General features: G+C 43.6%; 9 protein-coding genes. 2 read left to right on the top strand and 7 right to left on the bottom strand.

Annotated features, from left to right (window positions below):
• Positions 1–96: 96 nt before the first annotated feature.
• The 7 genes from BUB99_RS12885 to BUB99_RS12855 form a co-directional block, all read right to left on the bottom strand.
• Positions 97–636 (bottom strand): SPOR domain-containing protein, encoded by a 540-nt coding sequence (locus BUB99_RS12885; RefSeq protein ID WP_158584335.1) that lies wholly within the window; start codon positions 634–636, stop codon positions 97–99.
• A 24-nt stretch (positions 637–660) separates the two neighbouring features.
• Complete coding sequence (secA, locus tag BUB99_RS12880) at positions 661–4,026, bottom strand: preprotein translocase subunit SecA (protein WP_073122926.1); 3,366 nt, start codon at positions 4,024–4,026, stop codon at positions 661–663.
• A 382-nt stretch (positions 4,027–4,408) separates the two neighbouring features.
• On the bottom strand, positions 4,409–5,176 hold the full coding sequence (gene dapF, locus BUB99_RS12875) for a diaminopimelate epimerase (RefSeq protein ID WP_073122925.1): 768 nt from the start codon (positions 5,174–5,176) through the stop codon (positions 4,409–4,411).
• Positions 5,177–5,291: 115 nt separating this feature from the next.
• Positions 5,292–5,645: a 50S ribosomal protein L19 gene (rplS, locus tag BUB99_RS12870; RefSeq protein ID WP_073122924.1), complete on the bottom strand. Its 354-nt coding sequence runs from the start codon at positions 5,643–5,645 to the stop codon at positions 5,292–5,294.
• A 119-nt stretch (positions 5,646–5,764) separates the two neighbouring features.
• Positions 5,765–6,451: a tRNA (guanosine(37)-N1)-methyltransferase TrmD gene (gene trmD / locus BUB99_RS12865; RefSeq protein WP_073122923.1), complete on the bottom strand. Its 687-nt coding sequence runs from the start codon at positions 6,449–6,451 to the stop codon at positions 5,765–5,767.
• Positions 6,441–6,974, bottom strand: a complete 534-nt coding sequence (gene rimM, locus BUB99_RS12860; protein ID WP_073122922.1) for a ribosome maturation factor RimM — start codon at positions 6,972–6,974, stop codon at positions 6,441–6,443. The genes trmD and rimM overlap by 11 nt, the downstream gene beginning before the upstream one ends.
• Positions 6,975–6,980: 6 nt before the next feature.
• Positions 6,981–7,592 (bottom strand): 30S ribosomal protein S16, encoded by a 612-nt coding sequence (locus BUB99_RS12855; RefSeq protein ID WP_073122921.1) that lies wholly within the window; start codon positions 7,590–7,592, stop codon positions 6,981–6,983.
• A 353-nt stretch (positions 7,593–7,945) separates the two neighbouring features.
• Here BUB99_RS12855 and BUB99_RS12850 point away from each other — a divergent pair, with 353 nt between their 5' ends.
• Positions 7,946–10,657: a 2-oxoglutarate dehydrogenase E1 component gene (locus BUB99_RS12850; protein ID WP_073122920.1), complete on the top strand. Its 2,712-nt coding sequence runs from the start codon at positions 7,946–7,948 to the stop codon at positions 10,655–10,657.
• 37 nt (positions 10,658–10,694) lie between these two features.
• Complete coding sequence (odhB, locus tag BUB99_RS12845) at positions 10,695–12,221, top strand: 2-oxoglutarate dehydrogenase complex dihydrolipoyllysine-residue succinyltransferase (protein WP_073122919.1); 1,527 nt, start codon at positions 10,695–10,697, stop codon at positions 12,219–12,221.
• Positions 12,222–12,256: the final 35 nt, after the last annotated feature.

Below are 12,256 nucleotides of genomic sequence, written 5' to 3'. Positions count from 1 at the left end.
TGCTATGAGTGAATCTTAACGATTGTCGTAAAATTTAAATCAGATTTAACAAAACACAATGATTGTTGAATGTATCGTAATTTTTATGAGGGGGGCTTAATTGTCTATTTGAATCTTTGCGGGGATAAGTACTGCGCGTGAGAAGGTTTTCTTGAGGGTATTGTAGTCTTTGTTTGCTTCTAGTTTGCTGTAGTACTCGCCGACCTTGACCTTGTAGTTGGGCTGATCATAGATGACCCTAGGTCTTTGGTTTTCTAGTAGATCGTAGGCTCTGCTTTTGTACCCATTTGCTTGGTCACGACTGTTGCCGGAGTAGATTTGAATAGAGAAGCCATCGACATAGTTTACGTCTTTTCTTGTGTCAACAATGATGTTAGTGATGCTGTCTAGTTCCACTCTGATGTCATGTGAGGGAGCTGGAGCAGTGATACGTACTTCCTCTATAGGCGTTTCCTTAGTGTCTTTATCTAAGGTGATGTCATCTTCTTTGTATTCCTTTCGGTATATAGAGAGGTCTTCACTATAAGAACTGTTGCTTATTGTTTTGGATGCACTGGGTGCGCAAAATTGAAGCAGTGTAGCGATGGTGATGATTGGGAACAAAGCCAACGGGTTAATATGGTGATGATTTTTCAAAGCACTAAAGATATATGGATTCTATTAATTCTCAATAATGACACAATTATTAGCCGCTACGTCTGCTTCTACGCTCTTGAACTTTACGTCCTTTTTTACTGTCCCGTTGGCATATTGAACTGAAACTTTGTCATTTCGTCCATACACTTTATTAGACTTAATAGGGGCTGTTTTTTCTACAGGAGCGGTGCGGTTTGCGTTTGGTTGTCGGTTGCCTCCGCTTAGCGCAGAAGAAGATTCCTCTTTGCTTTCTTGGTAGTTTTGTGTAGCACGCTGACGTCTTGCTTCTTGTACTTCTTCTGGATCTTGAATAGGGATTTCAGCTTTGGTCAAGAAAGATACGGTGTCTTCATTGACCCTGGATATGAACTGTTTGAACATCTGGTATGACTCAAATTTGTATACCAAAAGAGGGTCTTTTTGTTCGTGAACAGCCATTCTTACGGACTGTTTTAGATCGTCCATTTCTCTGAGGTGTTCTTTCCAAGTCTGGTCAATGATGGCTAATGCAATCAGTTTTTCCATCTGCTTGATCAATTCACGCCCTTCAGACTCTACTGTTTTTTCCAAGTTGGCTACTACACCGATTTGTTTTTGCCCGTCAGTAAATGGGACTTTGACTTCTTTGAATGTAGCACCTCTGGTGGTGAGAATATTCTTCATGACAGGGAGAGATTTCTCAGCCACCATTTTGTTTTTCGTACGATAGTTGGCAAGTGCCTCTTGGAAAAGCTGTTCGCCTAACTTGTCTTCTGACGTACCTAAGAATTGATCTTGTGATAATTTGGTATCTAAGCCTAAAGTGCTCAAGCCATTGAGTTTGAAACTCTCATAATCATTGCTCGCTTTGGCATTGCTTGCTAACTCTTCAGAAGTGTCATACATCATGTTGAGTATGTCTAGGTCGAGTCTTTCGCCGAATAGGGCATTCTTTCTTCTCTTGTAGATTACTTCTCTTTGAGAGTTCATGACATCATCATATTCGAGGAGGTGCTTTCTAGAGGCAAAATTGTTTTCCTCTACTTTCTTCTGTGCGCGCTCGATAGATTTGGTAATCATGCTATGCTGGATAACCTCTCCTTCTTCTAGTCCGAGTCTATCCATGATTTTGGCAATACGGTCAGAGCCAAACAGGCGCATCAAGTTGTCTTCCAGCGATACGAAAAACTGAGAAGACCCTACGTCACCTTGACGACCTGATCTACCTCTAAGCTGTCTGTCTACACGTCGGGATTCATGTCGTTCGGTACCGATGATAGCAAGACCACCAGCAGCCATAGCTTCTTTGGTGAGTTTAATATCTGTACCACGACCTGCCATGTTGGTAGCGATGGTGACTGTACCAGGCTTACCCGCTTCGGCTACTACATCAGCTTCTCTAGCGTGTTGTTTGGCGTTAAGAACCTGGTGTTGGATACCTTTCATGTTTAGCATTCTACTGACAAGCTCGGAGATGTCTACGGATGTAGTACCAACGAGTACAGGTCTGCCTGCTTTAGTGAGTGTGACAATTTCATCTGCCACAGCGTTGAATTTTTCTCTTGTGGTTTTGAAAACCATGTCTTCTCTATCGTCGCGCTGAATAGGTCTGTTGGTAGGGATGACGATTACATCCATTTTATAGATTTCCCAGAACTCACCTGCTTCCGTTTCTGCAGTACCTGTCATTCCTGACAGTTTGTGGTACATACGGAAGTAGTTTTGGAGTGTAACGGTCGCATACGTTTGCGTAGCATCCTCTACTTTGACATTTTCTTTTGCTTCTATTGCTTGGTGCAGTCCGTCTGAGTAACGTCGACCATCCATGGCACGTCCCGTTTGCTCATCTACGATCATTACTTTGCCGTCTACCACGATGTACTCCGTGTCTTTCTCGAATAGCGAGTAAGCTTTGAGTAGTTGATTGACAGAGTGAATTCTTTGTGCTTTGGCAGAATAGTCTCGGATCAAGGCTTCCTTTTGATGAAGCATGTCCGACTCGTTGAGTTCAGTATTGTTCTCTAACTGAGCGATTTCCATCCCTATATCTGGGAGGATGAAAAAGTGTGGGTCTTCGCCTGATCCAGTGATCAGGTCAATTCCTTTGTCAGTTAATTCGATACCATTGGTTTTTTCGTCAATAGTGAAGTATAGTGGCTCGTCTGCCTCTGGCATCAGTTTTTGATTGTCTGCTAGGTAGACGTTTTCAGTTTTTTGCAGCACCTGTCTGATTCCCGTTTCACTCAGGAACTTAATCAAAGGTTTATACTTTGGTAATCCTCTAAAGGCTCTGAATAGCGCTAGCCCACCTTCGTTTTCATCACCAGCAGCAATTTTCTTTTTGGCTTCATTGAGATATTGGCCGACCTCTTTTCTTTGAGCTTCTACCAGTTTGGCAATTCTTGGTTTGAGCTCATAGAATTCGTGCTCGTCTCCTTTCGGGATAGGGCCAGAGATAATGAGTGGCGTACGCGCATCATCAATCAATACTGAATCGACCTCATCGACCATGGCAAAATGGTGTTTGCCTTGTACTAATTCGTCTGGGTGGTGTGCCATGTTGTCTCTGAGGTAATCAAAGCCAAATTCGTTGTTGGTACCGTAGACGATATCACATTTGTATGCTTGTCTACGCTCAGGAGAATTGGCTTTGTACTTGTCTATACAATCTATGGTGATGCCATGGAATTCAAAGATAGGGGCATTCCATTCTGCATCCCTTTTGGCTAGGTAGTCGTTGACTGTAATGACGTGTACGCCTTTGCCAGACAGACCGTTTAGGAAGGCTGGAAGGGTCGCTACCAAGGTTTTCCCTTCCCCTGTCATCATCTCTGCAATCTTGCCTTGGTGTAGTACTACACCTCCGACGAGTTGAACGTCGTAGTGGATCATATTCCACTCTACGTCGACCCCAGACGCTACCCATTTGTTGTGCCAGATCGCTTTTTCTCCCTGTATTTCTACATGTGGCTTTTTGGCAGCATACTCTTTGTCTAGCATCGTCGCTTCTACTACGAGTTGTTTGTTTTCTGTCAATCGACGTGCGGTATCTTTGACGATGGCGAATGCTTCAGGCAGAATCTGTAGGAGTACTACTTCGAGTTCTTCGTCTCTGTTTTTGGCGAGCTTGTCAATTTTTGCAAAAACATCTTCTTTCTCATCGATATCCATGTCAGGATTGTTGTCGATGGTTTCGTGATGTTGGGCTATTTTGTCATCTATTTCCTGTAGGTGGGCTTGAATTCTATCCCGTAGTTCTTGTGTCTTCGCTCGTAACTGGTCGTCAGAGAGAGGGCTTAGTTTTGCATATTCACCATTGATTAGGTCTATGTATGGCAAAAGATCTTTTAAATCTCTGTCGGCTTTGGTTCCGAATACTTTTGCAATGCCTTTGGTCAATAAATTCAACATAAAATATAATGGTTAAACTATGTGCTGTTAGCCTAGTCGTTTTATAGTTATTTAAAAATCAGTGAACAGATTCGTGGTCTGAGTGGGTATTGTCTTAGGCTTAAAGCCATGTTCAAAAACCCATGCCATGCTGTCTGAGAGGAGTGTTTCAAAGAAACAATTCTTCAGACGTATTCTGTTCTTTTTTTGTCCGAATTGGCTTGTGCGGTTTTCGGATTAAATGAAGTCGTAAATTTAATTTCTTTTTAATTCTAGCCTATGCATTCATGTTTTATTCCCTTAAGAATTTGCAGAATGCATGCTTGATTATGAGAAGAAGCTTTCAAAATCTTGCCAAAGGGAAAAAGAGAGACAAATTGGCAGTTAGAGAAAGGGAGGCTGTTTAGATATTTATGCTGCCTTCGAATACCTGTTCAGCAGGGCCGATTAGTTTGATGTTTGTGAAGCCTCCATTGTTTCGTTCGAACTGAACTTGAAGGCGGCCGCCTTTCGACTGAACATCAATAGGGCTCATGAGGCCTTTATCCGCAGAGGCTAAGCATGAAGCCGTGATGCCTGTCCCACAAGAAAGGGTTTCGTCTTCTACACCACGTTCATAGGTTCTGACGAACACTTCGTGTTGGTTGATGATCTCTACAAAATTGACATTTGTACCGTTGGGTTGGTAGGCTTGTGAATAGCGGATGGTCGCTCCTTGTTTTACCACGGGAGCGGTTTCGGCTTTCTCTACAAAAATGATGTGATGGGGTGATCCGTTATTTAGGAAGTAGTGATCTTCGAATTGTTCGGGTAGTACTTGGTCTTTCATCGATAAGTGTACGATCCCGTCTTTTACTTCGGCAGCATACTGTCCGTCGATGGTGTTGAACTCTGTAGTATCTTGAATAACGCCAAGGAACTTGGCAAAGTTGACAGCACATCGGCTGCCGTTTCCACAGAGGCTTTGTGATCCGTCTGCGTTGAAATAGACCATGTCAAAATCTAGTGAGGGGTGGTTTTCGATCAGTATAAGACCATCTGCACCTATGCCTGTTCGGCGGTTGCATAGTCGGGCGATTAATTGGACATCATGCGGAAAGACGGATTCTCTATTGTTTATCATGATGAAATCATTGCCGGTGCCTTGGTATTTGTAGAACGAAATTGACATAGCGCAAACATTGTTGGTTTGAGTTGTTACGGATTAGTACAAATTGGGTTTGTTGAACTAAAAAAAGCCATTCGTCGGTAGACGAATGGCTTTCAATTCCTTTGGTGAGGAAGAATTATAGTTTCTCCTTAATTCTCGCCGCTTTACCTTTTCTGCCTCTCAAGTAGTATAGTCTTGCTCTTCTCACTTTACCTTTTCTCAATACTTCGATTTTATCGATGTTTGGAGAAGATAATGGGAAAATTCTCTCTACAGCAATGCCGCTTGATATTTTTCTTACAGTGAAAGTCTCCCCGTTTGTGTTAGGGTTTTTTCTCTGCATTACTGTTCCTTGGAACTGCTGGATTCTCTCCTTAGTACCCTCGATAATCTTAACGTGGATGTTTACAGTATCGCCAGGACCGAAAGTAGGGAACGATCCTCTTCTTTCTTTATATTCTTCTTCGATAAGTTTTATTAACTCGCTCATTTTTTTAGCTTTTATACCCTTCTCAAAAATCGGACTGCAAATATAGGAAATATATTTTCAAATTGTAATTATGATTTGAAGATAATTACTTGAATTTCTGATGTTTTGATGGGGTGTTATTATTTTATGTCTTCACTGAGTAAATCAGGTCGTTTTTCCTGAGTTCTTTTTACTGCTTGTTTAAACCGCCAGTCATTGATTTTAGCTTCATGTCCAGAGGTGAGAACTTCTGGCACTGTCCAGCCTTTGTATTCTGCGGGTCTGGTGTAGACTGGAGGTGCTACTAGATTGTCTTGAAATGAATCTGTCAGTGCCGAGGTTTCGTCGTTCATCACGCCCGGAATGAGACGGATGACAGAGTCTGCTACGACTGCAGCTGCTAGTTCACCACCAGTCAATACATAGTCTCCAATACTGATTTCTCTGGTTACTAGATGCTCACGTACACGTTCGTCTACTCCTTTGTAATGACCACAGAGTAGGATCATGTTTTCGTTGAGACTGAGTTCGTTCGAGATGCCTTGGGAGAGGAGTTCCCCGTCAGGACTCATATAGATGATTTCGTCGTAGTTTCGTTGTGCTTTTAGTCCCGAAATGCATTTTTCGATAGGCTCTATCATCAGTACCATGCCTGCACCACCGCCGAAAGCATAATCGTCTATTTGATTGTGCTTGTTGACGGCATAGTCTCTCAGGTTATGTATGTGGATGTGAGCTACATTCTTGTCTGCAGCACGCTTAAGTATACTTTGATCCACCGTGCCTGTAAACATCTCAGGTATACATGTGATAATATCAATCCTCATTGTCCTCTAGATATACTTCTAATAATCCTTCAGGTAATTTCGCAAGAATGATGTTTTTCTCAAAATCTACCGATTCAATGATTTGATCGTTGATCGGGATCATGATCTCTTTGCCCTGATGGGTGATGGATAGTAGGTTTTGTGGAGCGATTTCATAGACAGAGTCTACTATGCCAAGTTCTTTTCCTTGATTGACTAACGTGAGTCCTACGAGTTGGTGATAGTAGTACTGTCCGTTTGGTAGATCAGGTAGATTGGATAGCGGGAGATAGAGCTCACAGCCGACGAGTTTGTTTGCCTCTTCTATACTGTCTATGTCTTCTATTTTAGCAATCGACTTCTTGGAATTGATTTGGATGTGATCCAAAAAAAATGGAATCAGTGCATTGCCTTGTTTGACAAGTACTGATTCCAAATCTTGATATTCACTGGGGGCGTCCACATCCAAAAAGAACTGAACTTCCCCTTTCAATCCATGAGTCTTGATTACATAGCCTAGTTGGTAGCAATCTTCGACTTTCATAAGATGTTATTCAGCTTTTTTCTCTTCTTCAGCTGGAGCCTCTGCTGCAGGAGCTTCTTCAGTAGCTTCCACTGCTGGCGCTTCCTCAGTAGTTGCTTCTGTTGCAGTTTCTTCGCTAGCTTCCGCTTCGGCAGCCGCTACCGCTTCTGCTTCCTCTTCTACTTTGTTTTTCTTAGCGATTTCTTCAGCTCTAGCAGCGTTCACTTTCGCTTCTGCTTCTAGTCTTGCTTTTTTATCAGCTGCTTGAGTCTTAGCTAGGCCGTCAGCCGTACCTTGAACTTTCGCTTCCTTCTCACTCCACCATGCGTCATATTTCTTGTCTGCATCTTCTTGAGTGATTGCTCCTTTGTTCACACCTACTTGCAAATGCTTTCTGTACATTACGCCTTGGTCTGAAAGGATTTTTTTGGCTGTTTCTGTTGGTACAGCTCCATCCAATACCCATTTAACTGCGCTATCAACATTGATGTTGACATATGCTGGGTTTTGGTTAGGGTTGAATGTCCCCAACTTCTCGATGAATTTACCATCACGTGGTGCTCGAGCGTCCGCTACTACTACATCGTAGATCGGTTGTTTTTTACGGCCTCTTCTGGCCAATCTGATTTTTACTGCCATTATATATAATGTTAAAAGTTCGCGGATCGCGTCCGCATTTATTTAAAAAGTCCGCAAATATAGAGTATTTATCACTCATAAGTGACCTGAAATCAGGTCTTTGTTTGTGAATTTATTGTATTGGCTGTTAGTAGAAAGGAATTCATGATGATTGGTTAATGAGTTTGGGATTGTCTCGTGTATTGAGGATAAAAAATGTAGCTTTATGTGGAGTCGTAGTTGTGCATCTATCAGTGGAGTTGAAATCTTTCTTTTTGACGGTTAATTGCTAATATTTGTGTAAACGATTTAACAGTTTTCAAATTAAAAACTAACCTTCTATATTTGTCATCGCAAAATCAAAATTTGATGTGATGGACAAATATTCTTATATCGCCAATGCACATACCAATGTGATAGACGATATGTACCAATCGTACAAAAACAATCCAGAGTCTGTAGATGAGACCTGGCAAAGGTTTTTTGAAGGGTACGATTTCTCTTTGGCTAAATATGGCGAAGACGGACAAGCAGACGTAGGTGTCTCAAATAAAGAAATCGCAGTACGCGACTTGATCCACGCCTACAGATCGAGAGGTCATTTAAAATCAACTACTAACCCAGTCAGAGAAAGAAAAGACCGAGAGGCTCGCCTAGAGCTAGAGGATTTTGGTCTGAGCAAAGCTGATCTGGATACAGAGTTCGAGTGTGGTAAGCTTATCGGAGTTGGCAAAGCCAGCTTGAAGAAAATCATCGAAGCGCTCAAAGATATCTATACAGGCAATGTCGGGTTTGAATATTTGTATATCCGCAAGCCAGATATCGTAGATTGGTTCAAAGAAAAGGTAGAGAAGGATGCGCTTAAATACAATCCCCCTATCGAGGAGAAAAAGCAAATTCTATCTAAGCTTAATGAGGCAGTTGTTTTTGAAAATTTCCTCCATACCAAATATTTAGGTCAGAAGAGATTTTCTCTCGAAGGAGGGGAGACGACTATTCCTGCCTTGGACGCGCTCATCGATCGTAGTGCCGAGCTAGGTGTAGAAGAAGTTGTGATCGGTATGGCTCACCGTGGACGTCTCAATGTCCTCGTGAACATCATGGGTAAAACCTACGAGCAGATATTCAATGAATTTGAAGGATCTTTTGCACCGGATCAAACAATGGGCGATGGTGATGTGAAATACCACATGGGCTTTTCGTCTCAGGTAGTAACTCCGTCAGGCAAGAATGTCAACTTGAAGTTAGCGCCTAACCCGTCTCACTTAGAAGCAGTCAATCCAGTCGTGGAGGGATTTGTAAGAGCGAAAATTGACAACCTATATAAGGACAGCAAAAAAGTAATGCCGATCCTCATCCATGGTGATGCGGCATTGGCAGGTCAAGGAATTGGATACGAGTTGATACAGATGTCCAAACTCGATGCGTATGGTACAGGGGGCACGATTCATTTCATTATCAACAATCAAGTAGGATTTACCACGGATTTTGATGAAGCGAGATCGAGTATATACTGTACAGATTTAGCTAAGACAGTAGATGCACCTGTGCTTCACGTCAATGGTGATAGTCCAGAGGCGGTCGTCTTCTGTATGAAGGTAGCTGCGGAGTATCGTCAGAAATTCGAAGGAGACATCTTCATCGATATGGTGTGTTACAGACGTCACGGACACAATGAGTCAGATGAGCCGAAGTTTACCCAGCCGTCGCTCTACAACTTGATCTCTAAGCACCCGAACCCAAGAGAAATATACAACAAAAGCCTCATCGAAAGAGGGGACATTGATGCGGGATTGGCCAAGTCAATGGATAAGGAATTCAAAGCGCAGTTGCAAGATCGTCTCAATATGGTCAAGCAAGAGCAGCTTCCATATACACTGCAGGAGAGTGAGAAGGAGTTTTCGGAGATGAGACTGTCTCGTCCAGAGGATTTTGATGAGTCTCCAGATACGTCTGTGAGTGCAGAGTATATCGAGAAAGTAGGTAAGGCTTTGATGAGCGTACCGAGCGGCTTCAAACCAATCAAGCAAATCGACAAAGTGCTCAAGCAGCGCAAAGAGATGTTCTTTGACAAGAAAGAGCTGAACTGGGCCTCTGCAGAATTGTTGGCTTACGGATCGCTATTGCTTGATGAGAAAGTCGTGCGTATGACTGGGCAGGATTGTAAGCGAGGTACATTCTCTCACCGTCATGCGGTAGTCAGAGATATGAATACCAACGAGCCGTACAACTTCCTCGATCATATCGAAGAAGGACAAAAGCCCTTCCAAATCTACAACTCACTGTTGTCAGAGTTTGGGGTACTTGGTTTTGAGTTTGGCTATGCGATGGCGGATCCAAACGCAGTAGTGATTTGGGAAGCACAGTTTGGCGATTTTGCCAACGGTGCACAGGTGATGGTGGATCAGTTCATCTCATGTTCGTACACCAAGTGGAGAAGAATGAACGGTTTGGTTCTTCTTTTGCCGCATGGCTATGAAGGGCAGGGACCTGAGCACTCCAATGCTCGCCCAGAGAGATATCTACAGTTAGCATCAGGCAACAACATGTATATCTGTAACCTAACCAAGCCTTCTAATTACTTCCACATGATTAGAAGACAGCTTGCTATGCCGTTTCGTATGCCGTGTATCTTGATGTCGCCTAAGTCTCTGTTTAGACACCCATTGGTGGTGTCGAAAGTAGAGGAGTTTACCGAGGGGAAATTCCAAGAGGTGATCGGAGATGACTATGTCGATGCGAAGAAAGTAACGAAGGTACTGTTGTGTACAGGTAAGGTTTATTTTGATCTACTCGAAAGACAGCAAAAGGATAAGCGCAAGGATGTCGCAATCATCAGAGTCGAGCAGTTGCACCCATTCCCTAAAAAGCAAGTGATGGCTGAGCTGGACAAATACAATGTCAAGACGGTACATTGGGTACAAGAAGAGCCAGAAAACATGGGCGCATGGTCGTTTATCTTGAGAACTTTCAGAGAAGTGAAGAAAGACGTCATCTCAAGAAAGAACGCCGCTTCACCAGCGACAGGATTTGCGAAAGTCCACAAACAAGAGCAGGAAGACATCATGAACAGGTCGTTCGCTTAATTTAATATTTGAATCAAAACATTGAAAACATAGAGATATGATTGAGGTTAAAATACCAACAGTTGGCGAGTCGATCACAGAAGTGACGATCTCCCAATGGACCAAACAAGATGGGGATTACGTCGAAATGGACGAGGTAATCTGCGAATTGGAATCTGACAAAGCGACGTTCGAGCTCAATGCTGAATCAGCTGGGATCCTAAGTATCAAAGTAGAGGAAGGCGAAACCATCGAGATCGGTACAGTAGTATGTACGATCGACGATAGTGCTGCCAAAGGTGCGTCCGCTTCGGAAGCTACGCCTGCTGCTAAATCTGCAGAGCCTGCAGCTGCTCCAGCGTCTAGTGGAGGCAAAACAGGTGAAATCTACGAAATGATCGTCCCTACTGTAGGGGAGTCTATCACTGAGGTGACTGTGGGCTCATGGGTCAAAGAAGACGGTGACATGGTCGAGCTGGACGAAATCATCGCAGAGATTGAGTCAGACAAAGCGACTTTCGAATTGACTGCTGAGGCGAGAGGAATCCTCCAAATCGTCGCACAAGAAGGAGATACCATCGAAATCGGTGGCATGATCTGCAAGATCGAAGTAGTAGAAGGGGCAGCACCAGCTGCCAAGACAGCAGCAAGCACACCAGCTGCCACAGCTAGTGACGAAGGAAACTATGCGGCAGGGCATCCATCTCCAGCAGCGGCTAAGATACTCGCAGAAAAAGGTATCGATGCATCACAGGTGAAAGGCACTGGCAAAGACGGTCGTATCACCAAGGAAGATGCAGAAGCAGCTCAAAAGGTAGCACCTGCACCGAAGAAAGAAGCGCCTAAGGCTGCTGCGGCTCCTGTAGCTCCGTCACTGGGAGGCAGCAGAGAGCAGACACGCAAAAAATTGACCCCATTGAGAAAGACAGTTTCTCGTCGATTGGTGTCTGTGAAAAATGAAACGGCGATGTTGACTACTTTCAACGAAGTAGACATGAAGCCTATCATGGATCTTCGCAAGAAATACAAGGATGCATTCAAAGACAAGTACGAAGTAGGGCTTGGGTTCATGTCTTTCTTCATCAAGGCATCTTGTATGGCACTCCAAGAGTGGCCTGCAGTCAACGCACAGATCGATGGAGATGAGATCGTCTACAACGACTACTGTGACGTATCGATTGCAGTGTCTGCACCGAAAGGGTTGGTAGTACCTGTGATCCGAAATGCCGAATCTTTGTCGTTCAACCAAGTGGAGAGCGAAGTGGTGAGATTGGCTGTCAAGGCTAGAGACAATAAGCTGAGCATCGACGAGATGCAAGGCGGTACTTTTACCGTGACCAACGGGGGTATCTTTGGTTCGATGCTGTCTACGCCGATTATCAACGCACCACAGTCAGCCATCCTAGGGATGCACAACATCGTGGAGCGTCCTGTAGCGATCAATGGCCAAGTAGAAATCAGGCCAATTATGTACTTGGCACTGTCTTACGATCACCGTATCATCGATGGGCGTGAGTCTGTGAGCTTCCTCGTGCGACTCAAGCAGTTGCTCGAAGATCCAGCGAGATTGATGCTTGGTATTTAGTACAAAGTATCTAGTACAAAGTCCTAAGACTTATT

This window comes from Reichenbachiella agariperforans (assembly GCF_900142205.1).
GTDB classification, from domain to species: domain Bacteria; phylum Bacteroidota; class Bacteroidia; order Cytophagales; family Cyclobacteriaceae; genus Reichenbachiella; species Reichenbachiella agariperforans.
Note: the sequence above shows the minus strand (reverse complement) of the source record. Positions and strands in the feature narration are given on the sequence as shown.

Excerpts from the sequence above, each read along its gene's own strand:
- dapF (WP_073122925.1), bottom strand. The coding sequence starts at position 5,176 with ATGTCAATTTCGTTCTACAAATACCAAGGCACCGGCAATGATTTCATC.
- odhB (WP_073122919.1), top strand. The coding sequence starts at position 10,695 with ATGATTGAGGTTAAAATACCAACAGTTGGCGAGTCGATCACAGAAGTG.
- trmD (WP_073122923.1), bottom strand. The coding sequence starts at position 6,451 with ATGAGGATTGATATTATCACATGTATACCTGAGATGTTTACAGGCACG.
- rimM (WP_073122922.1), bottom strand. The coding sequence starts at position 6,974 with ATGAAAGTCGAAGATTGCTACCAACTAGGCTATGTAATCAAGACTCAT.
- BUB99_RS12855 (WP_073122921.1), bottom strand. The coding sequence starts at position 7,592 with ATGGCAGTAAAAATCAGATTGGCCAGAAGAGGCCGTAAAAAACAACCG.
- rplS (WP_073122924.1), bottom strand. The coding sequence starts at position 5,645 with ATGAGCGAGTTAATAAAACTTATCGAAGAAGAATATAAAGAAAGAAGA.
- secA (WP_073122926.1), bottom strand. The coding sequence starts at position 4,026 with ATGTTGAATTTATTGACCAAAGGCATTGCAAAAGTATTCGGAACCAAA.
- BUB99_RS12850 (WP_073122920.1), top strand. The coding sequence starts at position 7,946 with ATGGACAAATATTCTTATATCGCCAATGCACATACCAATGTGATAGAC.